This is a genomic window from Microbulbifer maximicatervae (SeqCode) (assembly GCF_052467325.1).
Window position 1 is genome coordinate 1250780 of the sequence record NZ_CP174310.1, and the last position, 17446, is coordinate 1268225.

The 17446-nt window shown below is 49.0% G+C and carries 19 protein-coding genes and 1 pseudogene; 13 read left to right on the forward strand and 7 right to left on the reverse strand.

Annotated elements, in window-relative coordinates; translation table 11 throughout:
• The first annotated feature begins 7 nt into the window (after positions 1–7).
• From ACJJIE_RS05920 to ACJJIE_RS05955, 8 genes are all read left to right on the forward strand, one after another.
• Positions 8–1372, forward strand: coding sequence for a Ni/Fe hydrogenase subunit alpha (locus tag ACJJIE_RS05920; RefSeq protein ID WP_444893904.1), 1365 nt, complete (start codon positions 8–10; stop codon positions 1370–1372).
• Positions 1341–1829: a hydrogenase maturation protease gene (locus ACJJIE_RS05925; RefSeq protein WP_444894751.1), complete on the forward strand. Its 489-nt coding sequence runs from the start codon at positions 1341–1343 to the stop codon at positions 1827–1829. The genes ACJJIE_RS05920 and ACJJIE_RS05925 overlap by 32 nt, the downstream gene beginning before the upstream one ends.
• Positions 1792–2064 (forward strand): hydrogenase/urease maturation nickel metallochaperone HypA, encoded by a 273-nt coding sequence (locus ACJJIE_RS05930; protein WP_282932830.1) that lies wholly within the window; start codon positions 1792–1794, stop codon positions 2062–2064. The genes ACJJIE_RS05925 and ACJJIE_RS05930 overlap by 38 nt, the downstream gene beginning before the upstream one ends.
• On the forward strand, positions 2054–4369 hold the full coding sequence (hypF, locus tag ACJJIE_RS05935; RefSeq protein WP_444893905.1) for a carbamoyltransferase HypF: 2316 nt from the start codon (positions 2054–2056) through the stop codon (positions 4367–4369). The genes ACJJIE_RS05930 and hypF overlap by 11 nt, the downstream gene beginning before the upstream one ends.
• Positions 4369–4593, forward strand: a complete 225-nt coding sequence (locus ACJJIE_RS05940) for a HypC/HybG/HupF family hydrogenase formation chaperone (RefSeq protein ID WP_444893906.1) — start codon at positions 4369–4371, stop codon at positions 4591–4593. Before hypF ends, ACJJIE_RS05940 begins: the two co-directional genes overlap by 1 nt.
• 11 nt (positions 4594–4604) lie before the next feature.
• Positions 4605–5732 (forward strand): hydrogenase formation protein HypD, encoded by a 1128-nt coding sequence (hypD, locus tag ACJJIE_RS05945; protein WP_444893907.1) that lies wholly within the window; start codon positions 4605–4607, stop codon positions 5730–5732.
• Positions 5698–6735 (forward strand): hydrogenase expression/formation protein HypE, encoded by a 1038-nt coding sequence (hypE, locus tag ACJJIE_RS05950; RefSeq protein ID WP_444893908.1) that lies wholly within the window; start codon positions 5698–5700, stop codon positions 6733–6735. Before hypD ends, hypE begins: the two co-directional genes overlap by 35 nt.
• An 86-nt stretch (positions 6736–6821) precedes the next feature.
• Positions 6822–7448, forward strand: coding sequence for a LysE family translocator (locus ACJJIE_RS05955; RefSeq protein WP_444893909.1), 627 nt, complete (start codon positions 6822–6824; stop codon positions 7446–7448).
• Between the two features lie 360 nt (positions 7449–7808).
• On the opposite strand, the gene ACJJIE_RS05960 is transcribed toward ACJJIE_RS05955, so the two are convergent.
• Positions 7809–8099, reverse strand: coding sequence for a hypothetical protein (locus tag ACJJIE_RS05960; protein WP_444893910.1), 291 nt, complete (start codon positions 8097–8099; stop codon positions 7809–7811).
• A gap of 490 nt (positions 8100–8589) precedes the next feature.
• On the opposite strand from ACJJIE_RS05960, the gene ACJJIE_RS05965 reads away from it, so the two are divergent.
• From ACJJIE_RS05965 to ACJJIE_RS05975, 3 genes are read left to right on the forward strand one after another with little or no spacing between them, the layout of a single operon-like run.
• Positions 8590–8907: a hypothetical protein gene (locus ACJJIE_RS05965; RefSeq protein WP_444893911.1), complete on the forward strand. Its 318-nt coding sequence runs from the start codon at positions 8590–8592 to the stop codon at positions 8905–8907.
• A 4-nt stretch (positions 8908–8911) separates the two neighbouring features.
• A complete protein-coding gene (locus ACJJIE_RS05970; protein ID WP_108733205.1) occupies positions 8912–9184 on the forward strand; it encodes a hypothetical protein in 273 nt (90 codons plus the stop codon).
• A 21-nt stretch (positions 9185–9205) separates the two neighbouring features.
• Entirely contained in the window at positions 9206–10789 is a 1584-nt protein-coding gene (locus tag ACJJIE_RS05975) for a PepSY-associated TM helix domain-containing protein (RefSeq protein WP_444893912.1), read from the forward strand.
• A gap of 95 nt (positions 10790–10884) precedes the next feature.
• Here the strand turns inward: ACJJIE_RS05975 and ACJJIE_RS05980 are convergent, their stop codons facing one another.
• The 5 genes from ACJJIE_RS05980 to ACJJIE_RS06000 all read right to left on the reverse strand — a co-directional run bounded on the left by ACJJIE_RS05980 (position 10885) and on the right by ACJJIE_RS06000 (position 14488).
• Positions 10885–11286: a hypothetical protein gene (locus ACJJIE_RS05980; protein ID WP_444893913.1), complete on the reverse strand. Its 402-nt coding sequence runs from the start codon at positions 11284–11286 to the stop codon at positions 10885–10887.
• Positions 11287–11627: 341 nt separating this feature from the next.
• Entirely contained in the window at positions 11628–12197 is a 570-nt protein-coding gene (locus ACJJIE_RS05985; RefSeq protein WP_444893914.1) for a carboxymuconolactone decarboxylase family protein, read from the reverse strand.
• A 112-nt stretch (positions 12198–12309) separates the two neighbouring features.
• The gene (locus ACJJIE_RS05990; RefSeq protein ID WP_444893915.1) at positions 12310–13254 is read right to left on the reverse strand and encodes an SMP-30/gluconolactonase/LRE family protein; all 945 of its coding nucleotides are present in this window, start codon (positions 13252–13254) and stop codon (positions 12310–12312) included.
• A 129-nt stretch (positions 13255–13383) separates the two neighbouring features.
• A complete protein-coding gene (locus ACJJIE_RS05995) occupies positions 13384–14085 on the reverse strand; it encodes a cytochrome c biogenesis CcdA family protein (RefSeq protein WP_444893916.1) in 702 nt (233 codons plus the stop codon).
• Positions 14078–14488: a thioredoxin family protein gene (locus ACJJIE_RS06000; RefSeq protein WP_413661972.1), complete on the reverse strand. Its 411-nt coding sequence runs from the start codon at positions 14486–14488 to the stop codon at positions 14078–14080. The genes ACJJIE_RS05995 and ACJJIE_RS06000 overlap by 8 nt, the downstream gene beginning before the upstream one ends.
• A gap of 171 nt (positions 14489–14659) precedes the next feature.
• Between ACJJIE_RS06000 and ACJJIE_RS06005 the strand changes: the two are divergent.
• Both ACJJIE_RS06005 and ACJJIE_RS06010 read left to right on the forward strand, forming a co-directional pair.
• A pseudogene (locus tag ACJJIE_RS06005) lies at positions 14660–15798 on the forward strand (IS3 family transposase).
• A gap of 261 nt (positions 15799–16059) precedes the next feature.
• Positions 16060–16734 carry a hypothetical protein gene (locus ACJJIE_RS06010; RefSeq protein WP_413661973.1) on the forward strand — a complete coding sequence of 225 codons (675 nt, stop codon included), beginning with the start codon at positions 16060–16062 and terminating at the stop codon, positions 16732–16734.
• A 120-nt stretch (positions 16735–16854) separates the two neighbouring features.
• On the opposite strand, the gene ACJJIE_RS06015 is transcribed toward ACJJIE_RS06010, so the two are convergent.
• The gene (locus ACJJIE_RS06015; protein ID WP_108733199.1) at positions 16855–17223 is read right to left on the reverse strand and encodes a putative quinol monooxygenase; all 369 of its coding nucleotides are present in this window, start codon (positions 17221–17223) and stop codon (positions 16855–16857) included.
• Positions 17224–17446: the final 223 nt, after the last annotated feature.

Genomic DNA, 17446 nt, shown 5'->3' on the forward strand with positions numbered 1-17446 from the left:
GAGCTTTATGGCGGATCGCAGCAAAACGATTAAGGTAGATTATCTCGCTCGGGTCGAAGGGGAGGGAGCCCTCCATATCGACTACGACGACAGCGGCGTACAAAATGTACAACTCAAGATTTTTGAGCCCCCAAGGTTCTTCGAAGCCCTTCTCAGAGGGCGCGATTACTTGGAAGCCCCAGATATCACCGCACGCATATGTGGGATCTGCCCGGTGGCCTACCAGATGAGTGCTGTGCATGCCATGGAGGATGCCCTGAACCTAAAGCCCGGCGGCGCTTTGCGCATGCTTCGTAGATTGCTTTACTGCGGTGAGTGGATCGAGAGCCATATGCTGCATATCAGTATGCTCCATGCACCGGATTTCCTCGGCTATCCCAATGCAGTCGCGATGGCTAAGGATCACCCAGAGATTGTTAAGAATGCGCTGGAGATTAAAAAGGCGGGCAATGCCCTGGTTCGCCTTATTGGTGGCAGGGAAGTACACCCGATTAATGTGAGGGTAGGGGGTTTCTACAAGGTTCCGGAAGCTCGTGAACTCACAGCCTTGGTAGCGCAGCTGCAAATGGCCCGTGATCTCACCGAGCGACTGGTGCGCTGGTCCGCAGCTTTGCCTTTCCCCAGCTACGAATGGCGAAGGGATAATCACTACGAATTTGTCGCTCTAACGCACCCGTCAGAATACCCAATGAACGAGGGCAGGATTACCTCCAGTGCGGGACTCAATATTAGCGCCCAAGACTATGAGAACCACTTTGCAGAAGAGCACGTCGCTCACAGCACCGCGCTGCACTGTACTTTACGGGAGCGAGGTGCCTATCTGGTGGGACCCATCGCACGCTACAACCTTAATCGCGACAAGCTGTCGCCTCGAGCATTGCAATTAGCGGAGGAGATCAACTTTACCGCCCCCTGTTTAAATCCCTTCCAAAGCATCCTCGTTAGGAGCCTGGAGGTACTACATGCCTTTGAAGAAGCTCTGCATATTATTGATAGATACCAACCCCCAGCCGAGCCTCATTTAAAGACCGAGCCGAGAACCGCAAGCGGCTGTGCAGCCACCGAAGCACCCCGAGGGCTTCTATATCATCGCTACGATATTGATGAGAAAGGCAAGATTACGACAGCAAAAATTGTCGCTCCCACCTCCCAAAACCAGAAGACCATCGAAGATGACCTCCGCTTAATGTTGCCGAGCTTTATGCACTTTCCTGAGGATAAATTACAGGGGCTATGTGAACGGGCGATAAGGAATTACGACCCCTGCATTTCCTGCTCCACTCACTTCCTACAGCTACATTTGAATTATGGGCAAGCGCAAAGTAAGCAATCCATGGTTAATGGTAAGCCTGGGCAACCCCCTGCGCGGTGATGATGGAGTAGGGCCACATATCATCGCTCGACTTCGCCAAAAACTTGGAGGGGCGGTGGAATACCTCGAAAGCGGCGGCGATATTTTACATTTGCTCGCGCAATGGAAAGGTCGATGGGTTTGCCTTGTAGATGCCATGGTAAGCGATCAGCACCCTATCGGGGAGGTCGTCGCCATTGATGGGCTTGAAAGTGCTCTTGCTCCTTCGATGTGCAATACATCAAGCCATGGATTTGGGCTGACTGAAGCGCTGACCATGGGAAAGCATATTGATTCGCTGCCGGCACATCTGGATGTTTTTGCGATCAACTCAGAAAGTCTGGCAAAAGGACAGGGCTTATCACCCAAAGTGGCCAGTGCAGCCCATCGAGCAGAGCAAATGATTATCGCGCACCTAACGCTATACAGCGGAGACCACTATGCACGAACAGAATCTCATCAAAAACCTGATCGATAAAATCCAGGAACTGGCCTCTGATGAACCAGGCAGGCCGATCGGCGTTCGCTTACGCTTGGGTGCCCTGGCGCATATGTCTGCAGCGCATCTGAGAGAGCATTTTGACAGGGAGATACTCGGGACTTCTCTCGAGGGGATTAAGCTGGAAATTGATGAGCTTAAGGATATTAATCACAAGGAAGCCCAGGATGTAATCCTGGAGAGCTTAAAGTTTGAGGAGACTGATGGCCACTGAACGCCGCCGGATTGAAATCGCCGGATTGGTGCAGGGAGTAGGATTCCGGCCCTTTATCTATCGCCTGGCCGATAGCTTTCAATTGAAAGGCTGGGTGGCCAACTACAGCGGTGGCCTGAGAATTGAAGTCCAGGGCAAAAGCCGGGAAATCGAAAAGTTTATCGATAAGTTATCTTCAGAGAAGCCACCCTACAGTCGCATCACTCACATTGAATCCTACCCGGTGGCTCTTCAGGCAGAATACGGTTTTCGAATCTTACCCAGTGTCCGTGATGCCAGTAGTTCAACCATCGTTTTACCAGACCTGGCTCCCTGTGATGATTGCCTCAGGGAATTATCAGACCCCAACAATCGCCGCTACGACTATCCGTTTATCAGCTGCACTCTTTGTGGCCCCCGCTACAGCATCATTTACAAACTGCCCTACGATCGTGTCAACACCTCCATGCACCACTTCCCTTTGTGCGGAAAATGCTCGGGGGAGTATCGGGACCCCCTCAATCGACGCTTTCACGCGGAACCCAATGCCTGCCCTCAGTGCGGCCCTCAATTGCTTTTCTGTAATACTGCCGGCGTTACAATTGCGAAGAAGAGTCGGGCACTATCCAAAGCCCTTGATGCCCTTGCCCAAGGGAAAATTATCGCCCTTAAAGGGGTAGGCGGCTTTCAACTGTTAGCCGACGCCTCCAATGGTAAGGCGCTCGCCAACTTGCGCCAGCGTAAACAACGTCCGCATAAGCCGTTCGCACTTTTATATGACGAGCTGAAAAGTGTCTGCCAGGATTGCTGCGTCTCGGAGCAAGAGGCGCAACTACTATCGACCCGAGAAAGACCGATTGTTCTATTGGAAGCGAAGGATGACAATCACTCCAGGATACATCCGTTGGTCGCTCCAAATCTTGCCGACTTGGGGGTGATGTTACCTGCATCACCCTTGCATTACTTGCTTGCGCGTAAGTATCGAGCCCCTCTTGTCGCTACTAGTGGCAACCTTGCGGAAGAGCCTATTTGTACAGAAAATGATGAGGCGTTTGAGCGCCTGGGTAAAATCGCTGACTACTTTCTGGTTCACAATCGCCGAATTTTACGCCCGCTGGATGACTCTGTACTCAGGGTGGTCAATAACCGTCCGCTGATGTTGCGTCGAGCCCGGGGCTACGCGCCACTTCCCATTACCTTGCCTAGCCCAGGCCAAAAGGGCGAAAGTGAACGAGAGAGCTTCCTGGCCCTGGGCGCGGACCTGAAAAACACAGTTGCACTGTCTCACGCCGGGTGGGCTTATCCCAGCCAACATATTGGCGACTTAGGTAGTGCCAACACCCTGAAGCACTTCAACCAAACTATTGGCGATCTCACCAAACTACAGCAGTGCCGCCCGAAAAAATTAATCCACGACCTCCATCCAGGCTATACCTCTCACCGCTGGGCTATGAAGCAAAGAGCTGTGCGTATTGGCGTTCAGCACCATATTGCCCATCTATTCTCCTGCATGGCAGAACACGCTCACTCGGGACCTGCACTGGGAATCTGCTGGGATGGAACTGGTTACGACCGCAGTGGCATTGTTCGCGGTGGAGAATTCTTTCACTGGAATGGACGGTCTCCAGTCAAACACATCGCCAGCTTTCGAACATTCCCACTGCCGGGCGGTGAAAAGGCCGTACGCGAGCCCAGGCGCTCTGCGGCCGGACTTTTGTATGAAATCTCCGGGTTTGTCGCCCTGGAGAATCGACAATTAAAGCGCTGTTTCACCCGTGGCGAGCGTCAAAACCTGGTCACCATGTTAAAAGGTGAGATTAACAGTCCACCGTGTAGCTCTGTCGGCCGCCTTTTCGATGCGGTATCCGCACTCCTGGGACTGACTACGCATACCAGCTTTGAAGGGCAGGCAGCCATGGCTCTAGAACAGTGTGCCCGTGGCGTCAGCTCTAAAGACAGCTACCCCTTTAGCATTGCTCAAAAAGGGGACCTGCTGGAACTGGACTGGACACCCTGTATTAGTGCTTTGATCTACGATGAAAACCGATCACTGCCACAAAGGGCCGCTGCATTTCACAACACACTCGCGCAGATGGCGCTGGCAGTAGCAACGCAACAAGGTGAAATGAATATCTTTCTGTCTGGCGGTGTTTTCCAGAATAAGCGGCTTACCGAAACCGTCACTGCGCTTCTGGAAAGTCAGGGCTTTTCCGTTCACAGCCACAGCGAGGTCCCCCCAAATGATGGCGGAATATCGCTGGGCCAGATCCACTACGCACAGTGTATGGATGCTGCTGGGCAATCATTGGGAGAGGAGAGTTCCTAGTGTGCCTGGGAGTTCCCGGAAGAATCGAATTAATAGAGCAAGAATCAGCCATGGAGCGCACTGGAAAAGTTTCCTTCGGCGGTATCAGTAAAGCTGTAAATTTATCACTGGTACCCGAGGCTGAAGTAGGAGACTACGTGATCGTTCATGCTGGAGTCGCGATCAGCAAGTTGAGAGCAAAAGAAGCAAATAAGGTTTTCGAGTACCTCAAAACATTGGGTTGAGTCAGCCTGTAATGAAATACCTCAAGGAATACCGCAACGGCGAGAACATCAAACTAATTGCGGCAGAGATTCAGAAAGTCACCACTCGCCCATGGACTCTAATGGAGATCTGTGGAGGGCAAACCCATGCCATCGCAAAATACAACTTGCAGCAATTACTGCCCGAGGAGATTCAATTAGTACACGGGCCCGGTTGCCCGGTTTGTGTCACACCTCAGGAAATCATCGATAGAGCTATTGCGATTGCTGCAATGCCCAATGTTATCTTCTGCTCCTTTGGCGACATGTTGCGAGTCCCCGGTTCAGATCGAGATTTACTAGAGGTCAAAGCAGCCGGAGGCGATGTCCGTATTGTTTACTCGCCGCTGCAAGCGCTCAATGTGGCAGAGCAGAACCCCACCAAGCAGGTCGTATTCTTTGCGGTGGGTTTTGAAACGACTGCTACCGTCAATGCCCTGGCGCTGTCCCTCGCCAAGCAAAAGCAAATCGACAACTTTTACGCATTGATATCCCAGTTTTTGGTTACACCGGCGATTCAATCGATATGTGCCCGTGAAGACTGCCGGATTCAAGGTTTCCTAGCTGCCGGTCACGTCTGTGCAATAACCGGATATCGTCAGTACCGCAGCTTGGTGAAAAAGCACCAGATTCCAATAGTGATTACAGGATTTGAACCCCTGGATATTCTTGAAGGCGTACTCCGGTGTGTCCGTCAATTGGAGAGTGGTCGCTGTGAAGTAGAAAACCAATATCAGCGCGCGGTTACTAAAACAGGTAATACCGTTGCCCAAGACTTGATTAAAGAGGTTTTTAAAGTAGCAACACAACAGTGGCGCGGTATAGGTGAAATTCCCGCTAGCGGTCTGGTATTGAGCGACGACTACTCAGGATTCAATGCAGAACAAACATTCAATCTTCCAGCATTGAGCATTTCTGAAAACAGGGGATGTATCAGTGGGGATATTATGCTGGGGCTAAAGAAACCCGGGGATTGCCCTCACTTCGCTAAGACCTGCCAACCCCAGCAACCGCTGGGGGCGCCAATGGTTTCCACTGAAGGCGCTTGCGCGGCCTACTATCGCTACCAGAACCAGGTGGAATCGAATGAATCTGCAGTGTCCAATTCCACCAACCGCTAACGAGGTCGTACGCCTTGGCCATGGCAGCGGTGGGGAGATGACCCAACGCTTGATCGATCAATATATTCAACCTGTCTTCTCTAATCCCTGGCTATCCCAGGCCCATGACAGTGCAACACTTCCATGGAAACCGGATCAGCTCGTATTTACCACCGACTCCTTTGTAATCTCACCGCTTTTCTTTCCCGGAGGAAACATCGGTGAGCTCGCCGTTTATGGCACCGTCAACGATTTGGCCATGGCAGGCGCGGAACCCAAGTTTCTAAGCTGCGGCTTGATTCTCGAAGAGGGATTGCCCCTGGAAACTCTCCAACGGGTTCTGATCTCGATGGCTGAGGCTGCCCGGAACTCAGGAATTACCTTAGTCACCGGCGATACCAAAGTGGTAGAGAAAGGGAAGGGGGATGGGCTCTATATCAATACCAGTGGTATCGGTACCCTGATAAGAGAACAACCCATTGATCCCAACCGCATTTGCCAGGGTGATTCTATTATTCTATCCGGCGATATTGGCCGCCACGGAATGGCGGTAATGGCTTGCCGCGAAGGACTCGAGTTTGAAAGTGATCTCCTCAGCGATTGTGCGCCACTGAATGGCGTAGTTGCACAAATGATCAATGCCGGAATTGAAGTTCATTGTCTGCGAGATCTCACACGAGGTGGGCTAGCCACCGCATTGGTGGAGCTAGCAGAAAACTGCGGACGGACCTTTGTCTTGGAGGAGAGCAAGATACCTGTTTGTGATGCTGTGCAAGGCGCTTGTGAGTTACTGGGGCTAGACCCACTCTATGTAGCGAATGAGGGGCGTTTTGTGTCTTTTGTCCCCGAAGCAGGTGTTAAGCTGGCACTTTCCACTCTTCGAAAAGCAACTGCAGATAGCAGCTTTGCAACTATTGGTACTGTTGGGGGAGGAAATAGCTCCCAGGTTATTTTAAAAAACAATTTGGGATGTGATCGGCTATTGCAGCGTTTACCTGGCGAGCAGTTGCCAAGGATTTGCTAGCCAGAAGCCTCAAAAGCACAATTTACGTACAGTTTTTGAGCATATAAAATCAATGCATAAAAGCCCTAACTATCACTGAGTGCCTCATGACAATCTCTACATCCTTAGCTTTGTTCATTTCAATGCTAGTTCTAGCACTGATACCTGGGCCGGGAGTATTAGCTGTTGTTTCCCGGTCAGTGACACTCGGCTTGCGCCAGGGATTAATTACAGTAATGGGAATTGTTGTAGGTGATTATTTCTTTATTTTGTTAGCTCTGCTTGGCTTAGCAACGCTAGCCGAAACCTTGGGGAGCTTATTCATCGTTATTAAATATGCTGGAGCAGCCTATCTTATCTGGCTGGGAATGAATATCTTTCTCTCAGCAAAGAAAAGACAAGTCGACCAAAACCAAATAGCTACAAGCCACTCCCATAGCAGCTTTTCAAGTTTTCTACTGGGCTTAGTCACCACGCTGGGTAATCCGAAAGCTATTCTTTTCTACGTAAGCTTCTTTCCAGCCTTCCTCGATCTAACTCGCGTTGCTTCTTTGGACATTGCAATTATATTTGCAATTGCAACGCTAACCGTAGGCAGTGTAATGGCAGGTTATGCGTACCTTGCCTGCAAGGCACGGTCAACAATCAGTCAATCAGGAAAGACCCCGGCTCTAAAATACGGCTCTGGGGCTTTGCTTATAGGAAGTGGTGTTTTTATTGCGGCAAAAAGTTAGTGCCTACACAAGGTGCAGAAGTAATAGACCTAAGGAGCCTCTGAGTAACTCCGTAATGCCTCTGCGGGTCTTGAAGGCTGCAGATGTTAGGCGCAGCTCGCCGCGAATGGCCGTAGCCCTTTGCAAGAGCTGCAACGCAGCAGCTGTGGCCTTCAAGGCCCGCCCTTCGGGGCTTGCAGAGCGATTCACACTCCGCGTTGCGATTTCTTGAAAGGTCTAGACATTCCTGCGAAGCCGCGCCTTGATTGTGAACCGCTCTGCATGCCAGAGGTATCACGGAGTTACTCAGAGGCTCCCTAATTACTGCTCTCTGTTAGTTAGTCTAAGGAGGACGACCGTTTTACTTAGCTCTAAAGCTACTCACTCATGTCGGCCTGCTAATGCTACTTCTAATGCCTTCCTGATTATTTTTGCATCATCCAGTGCTCGATGAACTGTGAATTTGTCAGAGTCCTCCAGCTTTTCGCGCTCATTAATGAATGCTCTTAGGTGATTTTCAGAGCCACCAATTAGCACCTGAATATCCCTGAGTTCAAACTCCTGATGAATACCAGTATCAGAAAAAAGGGCATTGCACCAAAAACTGTCCCAGTGCAGGGCATCGCAATAGACAACCTGACCTGAAAGAATCCTGTTTAGGCTATAAGCCACTGTAGCTGGATCTATACCCTCGGATTCCAGCCTTGACCGGGAAATGTTATGTATCGATTCAGCATCATCGGATCAATAAGACCAGTGTGGCACTGGTTTTATTAGCGCCTGGTATTCCACTGTTTCAGAGCAGAGGCCAACTTCTATAGGGTAACTCTGCTTGGATAAGCCACTGGCTTCGAAGTCAATAATCCACATGGTAAGAACGATAAGATATGGAAGAAAGGTAAAAGAACTTAGCACCTCTTCCTTGCTACCTTCCAGTCTGTCTGCATTTTCAAGCCAATTGAACAAACATGTATCTTAAGATAGACTACAACTGATAATGATTATTATTTGTGACTTAAATTTAAACCCGGTAGATCGCTAAATACAAAGCTTCCCAGTATTGAAGGCAATATTTGCAACTACGAAACTCCATTTCTGTAAAGAATAAGCGCAATGTTCAAAAAATCCGCGACCTCTAAGCAAAGAAGGCTGGAAAACTTCAATGTCTAACCTGGTGGCTTTCCTACTTACTTATTCGGCTGTACTACTTATTTTTGTAACCAGACATAAAGATCTACAGCTCAGTAGTTTTAAGCGCTTACGAAGAATTGCCTGGTGGGTGCTTCCGGTGAGTTCAATTCCTTATGGACTCCTATATGGTTGGGAGGTAGGGATACCCATCTGGCTTTGTGTCGCGATGTTCTGCGCTTTATTACAAGCACTGCTCGCCCCAATCAAACCTAATTGGCTGCTTCGCCATTTTCCGCTGTTAGTAGTGGGCTTGTTGGTATTAGAGCAGGCTCTTCTGACTATCGGATAACTCTATGGCTGCTTCAATAAAAATCAGTTGGCAACAGGTCGCCCTGACCATTGTGCTGAGCATTATCTTGATGTTTTCCAGCACGGTGATGTTGTCGATTTACTGGCCGTCCGCCGAGCCAACAGAACGGATGGCAGCGGGATCTATGTTATCGACACTTTTATGGGTCGGGTATATGAGTATGGGGTTACTCGCCGCCTCCACTTGGCGCGCAGCGGCATACCTATTATCCCTGTTGCTGGTCATGCTCGGACTAAGCGCTCTTTCTTTTTTATAATTTTCGGTCTAGCCAACTTAAATGCAACAGCGTAGCAATATCCTTTTTTACGAAATTCACTCCTGGATTGGGGTGTTATTTTCTATTCTGCTATTCGTAATTTCCTTTTCCGGCGTGGTCGCACTATTTGGCCACGAGCTGACCCAATGGGAACGCCCCGAGCATCGTATTGCCTTCGATGCTGAAGCGCCTGTGGATGTAGATCAACTGGTCGCTCCGGTGCTCGCCGAGGCAAATATCGGCGAGGACAGCTTTTTTATGATCTCAATGCCAGACTACTACCATCCTATGCTGGAAGTGCTCTGGACTGATGCTGAAAGCGAGGAAACCGAGGTACGCCATATAAACCCCAATACCGGTGAAGTGCTGCCGTCCAGCGGCTCTGATTTCGCTGAGCTATTGACGTATATGCACACTGATCTACTGTTTCCCAGGCCTTTTGGACGCTACCTGGTTGGACTGATGGGCTTGGTGATGCTGCTCTCCATATTAAGTGGCATCATCATTCACAAGAAAATCTTTAAAGAGATGTTTAAATTCCGTGTGGATCGCAGCAGGCGGCTCAAATGGACAGACCTGCACAAAGTATTAGGGGTCTGGCCGCTACCGTTCCATATAGTGATTGCTTTTACCGGCGCAATACTTGGCCTGAATGGCATTATGATCCAGGTTGCTGCATTTTCTGCTTTCGAAGGTAATGTGGAAGCTGCAGTCGCCTCGGTAGTGGGGGAACATCCTGAGATAACTGGCGAGCCTTTGCTGTCCAATAGCTATAACCAAATGCTGCTGCGCTACCAGGACCAAGTGCCTAATGCGAAACCCAAAGCCATTTATGTGGAGGCCTACGGGGATCGCAATCAGGTTGTCCAAGTCTCGGGCCAAACAAACGAGGCGCTGGTGCGCTTTGTTGATGTCAAATACCGCAGTGAAGATGGCGAAGTAGTTAACATCAATAACCCAGTGCAGGACTCAGGTCCGTTTATGCGGGTGTATTTTTCACTGACTCCACTTCACTACGCACTCTACGGTGGCTTCCTGATAAAAGCCCTGTACTTTGTGTTGGGACTGGCATTGTGTTTGATGATGGTAACGGGCACCGTTATCTGGCAGGTTCGCAAGGCACAGAGACAGAAGCTCCCCTCTGGTGATATTAATACCCGAGGTTCCGGCTGGTTCCTCAGTTTGCTCACGGTAGGGGTTTGTGCCGGTTTGGTTGTCGCCACCGCGGCCACTTTCTATGCCAATAAGCTGTTACCTCCCGGTGGTGGTGGCGATCAGCGCTTTCACTGGATTGAAATGGTGTATCTCTCTGTATGGGGAGTGGCCATAGCCTGGGCGATGTTGCGCCGCCAGATAAAACCCGCATTAGCAGATCTCTCACTTTGTGCAGGCTTGCTGCTGTGCGGCATCCCGCTGCTGAATGCGTTGGTAACTGGAAATGGTCTGCTGGTCCCCTGGAAGTCCGTCACTTTGCCAGTGGTCTTCACTGACCTGGGCGCCCTGGTAATGGGTGTCATTTGCCTCTATTCGAGCAGATATATCTATAGACAGGTATCCCAGTTAAAGCAGCCTGCAGATATACCCCAAGCTGTTGCCGCCCAATAACGGGCTATTTCCTGCGAGATGGAGAATGCCATTTGCTAACGCTATGGAATCTGTACGCCGGTGGAATAGGGCAGACTAAACCTGCCCACTGGCGTCTACAACTCCGATTCAGGTGGAGCGTATCGATTCGATGGGTCTGTTTTAATAGCTTTTCTGGAACCTCTTTTAGTGAAGATCTCCCCATCACTGAACCAGTAGAACAATATCAACGAGATTCCAAAAAATCCTAAACTATCTGGCTTCCAAGTTCCCTGTGCAACAAATGTCAGTTGGTGGAACAGCAATACAGAAATGGACGCAAAGTATGCCCATTTCTTGTTCAGAAATAGAGCTGGCATTACCAGCAGCCAAAGTACAAGTTGAGAAGTAAAGGCAAACCAAACTGGGGGACCAAGGGCTTCGGAATACCTATCCTTTGCAAGAATGTGCATTGAGAGCATTCCTGCTGCCAAAAGAGAAGTGTAGATTACGTAGGCTTTTCTCAGAAAATTTTTCATTGTTACAAACTACAACTTAACAATATAAATGCTGAAGACTAAGTGGGGTATTGATAAAGCGGGAATTTACAGTTCCTGGTTGGTATCGCTAGTTATTATTTTACCAATCTTCTTAGCGTCTATCCTACCTTCGCATTCTCTAGAGTTACAGCCGGCCAGACAACTCCACGAAGAGTTAAAGTGACTATTAAACATACATTTTGCACACCTTTCAGTCAGTCATATACTCCTGGGTATCGGTGGTTACTTTGCCGTGGTGTTCGCCTTCAGGCGCGAGCTGAGTATGATGTGTGTGCAGATGAAATTGGCCACCTGAACTCTCCCATACAACGAGAGGTTTCCTAGTTTCCATCACTGGGTATGGAAATATCAAAACCATTTAAAATGGCAGAGACCTGATGATAGCCAGCCACGAGAAAGACCAGTTCGGCGGCGCCCTCGTTACCAAAAGCACTCACGGCCATCTCCCAAGTAGCCTTTGGCAGGCGGCCTCCAGCTGCAAGTGATGCGGCGACATCATAAGCAGCGGCTTCCTCAAAAGTTAGGTCTATTGGGCGCTGGCCCGCTGCGATAGTGGCAATTTTGCTCCTTGCCAACTCACTTTTCTCACCAATAACCGTATGGGAGTACAGCTCATAACCCGCTTTAAAATGAGCCGCGGTGATTAGAATCGCAACCTCCCGAGCGGTCTTAGGAAGCGTGGGTTTGTCTGCAATAGCCTTGATATTGTCCCACCAGGGCTTTCCAAACCTGGGATATTGCAGTGCTGGTGCCCAGGGCCCCAGTAAAGCGCCATCCTTGCGCTTCTTGATGAAACCTGTGAAATACCCCTTCATCTCATTACTCATATCTTCGTAAAGGGGTTTCTGTTCTTCGCTGAGTTCTTCAGGTGGGATGGCAGGGATACGCAACTGACACCTCTCTTGTCCAATTGGCGATTCAGATTTATCACACACAAAGATTCTAGCCCGACAGAACGCAAGATTCGGGATGCCTGTTTGAAGAGTTGCATTCAACAGCAGATTAACTGCCGAACTTTGGCTCAGGAAGCCCCTGAACTCCAAGCCCGTGAACGGCTAAGATACAGCCCGGTTGAGGATGTCGAGCCAGTTCCTCTTTAGTGAGGAATGACTGCTGAGATGTGACAAACAGTGTCTCATAATTATTACCGCCAAAAGCGATGCAGGTAGGGCTGCGAATCGGCAGGTCGATCTCTCTATCAAGCCTTCCTTTAGGATCTACTCGCAAGATTTTGCCCCCAAGATTCAACGCAAACCAGTAAAACCCCTCCGAATCTACCGTTGCACCGTCGACAATTCCTGGTTGTCGGTCTTCAATGGAGAAGAAAGGGCGCCGGTTGCTAATCCGGCCGTCAATGATATCCAGATCGAATACGTAAACCATATGTCCAAAGGTATCCCCGAAATACATTCGCGTATCTTCAGGGTCAAAAGCAATGCCGTTGGCTACAACAAAGCGAAAATCCTTATCGGCCTTTCGGTAGGTTAGATCGGGTTCCAAACAATAGAGATAGGAAGATTTGTCTTTAAAACGCACATCCATGCTACCGCACCAGAAACGCCCATAGCGGTCCACTTTGCCATCATTCAAACGACTGTGGGGCCTACCGGGTTCAGGATTAACGATTGTATCGACACGCCTGTTTTCCAAGTCGATCGCAAAGAAACCGGAGCATCCACCTCCGATCATTCCGCCTCCACGACGGAAGCCAAAGGAGCCTATTTGTTCAGGCATCTCCCAGGTCTTGCGTTCGCCTGTTTCGATATTGAAACTTCTTATGGATGGAGGCCGGGCATCAGCGGGGTCAGGTTCGGGGTTAACGTGATCAGCCCAATAGATAGACTTGTCTTCCGCTGACCAAATCGGTGTCTCGCCCAATCCATCATTGCACTCCCATAGGCACTCGATTTCTACCACCGTAAATCCTCCAATATGAAAAGTGCGCATTCACGCCGATGAAGGGAGCGAGTACCTATTGAGTCGTAAGGCTAATTTTGTGATTCCAAGTTAAGAAGGCCGAATAAGAATACCCGGCCCATAAAAACCAATATGGCTTGGCTTACCACTAAAAGACCATCAAAAACTGAAAGTCCACTCGGGAATCCAATTCAAAGCCCAGGCTTCCATTACCTTATCAAGCCCACTCAAGACCAGTACCCCGAGTAGTAATAGTATAAGACCTAGTACTGTTTTGCCTCCAATCGCGAAAGCCCCAACTGATGGTGACAGTCGAGTATAAATCTGCCTCGATAGCCCCCCAGCCACTAAAAGCGCTATACCGGTACCTAGTCCGAAAGCAAACATCACCATAAATGACTGCCCCAATTGTTGGCCCATGGAAGCCAGTGCTATAGCGGCACCCAGGGTAGGGCCAACACATGGCAGCCAGATGATTCCGGTAAGGAAGCCAATACCAAACTGCCCAGCCCAAGCTCCATCACCGGTAATGCTCGCCCCTGCGGTGATTTTTGATAAGCGTAAGGTAAGCCAATCGGAAAGTGGTTTGATCAACAAGACGAGTGCAACCGCCACTAACATTATCGCGGCAATATAGCGGAAGAGTTCTGGGTCTAATCCTAAGGAGACCAATAGAAAGCTCAGCACAGTACCAGCTAATGCAAATGACAAGCTCAGCCCAATCGCCAACGCGTACGGCCCCCAGCGCCCGGCACTATTAGAAGCCCCGACAACCATTGGCACCAATGGCCAAACGCAGGGAGAGAGAATACTGAGAGTACCCGCTATCAAAGCCAGGGGGATGGCGCTAAGCTCAAGCATTGTCAGTGCAAGCCTTAACTGAATCGAAGATATTATGCTGAATTACATCGGCACGAGTTTCGGCAACACTGAACCACACCTGTTGCTCTCCATTAAACAGTAGTAGCGTTGATTGCCGAGGAGCGCGGAAGTGCTTAACCCACTTTTTCTGGGAGTCGAAATTCACATTCAGGATCGTAAGGCCACACTGGGCATTGTCCCTCTGAAACTGCGCCAGAATCTCGCCCTGCTTTTTACAGGTTGGGCACCAATCTGCTCTCACATCAATCAAAATGGGTCGTTTGGCGGCTTGTAACTCCTTGAATCGTTCTTCGGAAAATGGCTCTGATGCTAGAGCGAATGGCATAGAAAAAACTAATGTAGCGGCGATCAAGGTGCGAAGAGCTAAGCGGATAAATTTCATACAATCCATATCCTTAGTGGCAGGGTATAAGCCCCAATTTGAAGAGAGTCTGTTTAGATACCCATCTTGGTCGTATTGGAGTGCAATTTCTTACAGTAAGGCTAAGAGTGTAGTGGTCTAATCCTTCCGGACACTTCGTTAAGATGGTAAAACTACCTAGCGAGGTGAAGTATGACAACAAAAGGTACACGCCGGAAATTCAAGCCGGAGTTCAAGAAAGACGCCGTAGCTCTTGTCTCAGAACAAGGGTATTCGATTTCCAAGGCCGCAGAGGCTGTAGGAACCACTGCTAACAATCTGCGACGCTGGATAAAGGAGCTGGAGCAGGAAGAGAGCGGAGTAAGGTTGGATTCGGGCGAACGAGCTGAACTGGATCAACTGCGACGTGAAGTAAAGCAATTGCGGAGGGAGAAGGAAATCCTAAAAAAGGCCAGCGCCTTCTTTGCGAAAGAAATGAAATAAAGTACGAATTTATTAAAAAGCAGCAAGGTAGCTTTCCAGTTAGAGTGCTCTGCCAAGTAATGCAAGTAAATAAGAGCAGCTATTACGAATGGTGTCGTCGTAGTGATAGCCCAATAGATGGCCAGATTTGGCAACTATGCCATCGATTGAAGGCCTTATTTGCAGAATCTCGTGAGAGTCTCGGAAGCCGTCGGTTAATGAAGCTGTTGCGCAAAGAAGGCTTTGAAATTGGGCGTTATCGAGTCCGCAAACTCATGAAAAAGCTCGGCTTGGTAGTAAAACAGAAGAAGCGATTTACACTAACCACAAATAGCAAGCACCAACTGCCAGTTGCTGAGAATCTTCTAAATAGGGATTTCTCACCGAGTGCTAAAAATCAAGTTTGGACTACGGATATTACCTATATCTGGACTTTGCAGGGTTGGTTATACCTAGCAGTGGTAATTGATCTTTATTCACGCCGGATTGTTGGCTGGCACTTAGACCGCCAGATGGAGACGGCCCTGGCAAGTCGTGCACTGGTTATGGCTATCAATTTGCGCACCCCAACAAAAGGTCTGCTGCATCACTCTGATCGAGGTAGCCAGTATGCCAGCCATAGCTACCAAGCGCTACTAAAGCAGCATGGAATGGTGTGCTCAATGAGCCGCAAGGGAAATTGTTGGGACAATGCACCTACTGAGCGTTTTTTTAGTAGCCTGAAGCGGGAATGGTTAACAGGAAACCTCTATCCGACAAGGGAGGGTGCGATAACAGACGTGAGGGCCTATATTGCGTATTACAATTCACGCAGGATACATACAACACTGGGGGACGTAACCCCTATCGAATTTGAAAAATGTGCTTAGGAAAGTGTCCGGTTGGAGTTGACCACAACAGAGGATTTGTTTGACTAGGAACCCTGGGGCGATTCTCTGTGTATTCAGGAACGAAGAAGGCTAACTGGAGGAGGGCGATGGCCTCATTGTCATAAAGTAACAACCAGGTGAAGTTGGAGCCTCCAAAGAACTTATAAGATCTGTGGGAGTCCTACCTGTTATCGCACTAATCACAGAGTTTTTCGGAAAAGGATTTTGGCCAGGTCTATTGAGATATGGTCTACGAAGTAGATGGATTTTAATACGACGACACCTTCACTCTCCAACATCAAAACCACCCAAAATTGGCGCTTTGCAGTGTCAGTACTTATTGCTATTGGAACCCATATAGCACTGATAGTTGTTCCAGTATCAATAGCTCCAGGTCCAACTCCTAGAACCAACACGTCGCTAGAAGTCAAATTACTGGCCCCATTTACTCCTCTGCCTTCTACGTCTCCGCCAACTGCTGAAGAACCGAGCGTAGTATCAGAGCAGGATACCGCTCCGACAGATGTAGTAACCGTTACTAGCCCGCCAATACCTGATAGTTTGAATAATGTGAAGCCAACCAAAATAGAAGAGCCACCACCCAAATTGGAAGGAGCATTAGAGGCAAGGCCCCATTCCGAGGATTTCCCAATTGCGCCAAGGTCAGGGCGACAACCGACTGTATTCAATCCCGTACTCGAGAGAAAAATAGCCAGGGAACGCAACAAAGTCCGTCGATATCAGCCTACAGAAAACAGATACCAGACCTCGACAGGAACCTTTGTTCAAGTTGGAGACCGTTGTTTTGATGTTAAAGAGCTACCTGCTACAAATACAGATAGTGATCTAAACCCATGGTTTGGTGCGAAGTGTCCAGATAATTCCAGATCACAAGCAGAAATCGATCGATTGGCTGAGAAATATGGGATTCCATGAAGCTGCTGGAGTAACTTTTTATAAATGAAAGGGTACCCAACCTTCACCAGTTGTCTTGAAACATGTAGTTATCAACTCAACTGGTGAAAGTCTTACACCTTTACTTTCTTCCCTAAACGGTTAGTGAGCCTTACCGCCTGAACGTTCAAATCCAGCGTAAGGGTGGTATAGAGTTGATTGCAGGCCTGAGTGACGCTCCCGAAGATCTTGTGGCATATCTCCCAGGTGGACTAAGCGAGTCGGTTCAGCAGCCGCTATCCAACGATCGGCAAAGTTGTCCCACGAGTCAATATGCTTATGAGCGGATTTGGAATCCTTGAAATGCTCATAGATAAGCACGTTTCCATCATCGGTTACGTAATACTGGTAGTTCAGGGTTCCACCTTCTTTCTTAGTTGCTGCGACCATCTCATTCACAACAGCTTTGAACTCCGCTTCATGTCCCTTTCTTATCTTTCCCTCGATAATCCAACCTACGTTGTTAAACATGCTTGCTACCTCACTACCGAAAGTATCGTTTAACCATATACACCGGAATAGCTTAAAGTACTACCCACGGCGCTTAAGTGGTGTGTTGAATTGTAGATGGTTTTTGGGGAAGCACATTCAATCACAGGTATGAAGAAAATTTAATAAGCTAAAGCAGACTACAGGCTTCTGGTCAGAACGTGACAGTCAACTAAGTAGCACTACAATATATCGAGCTTACCTG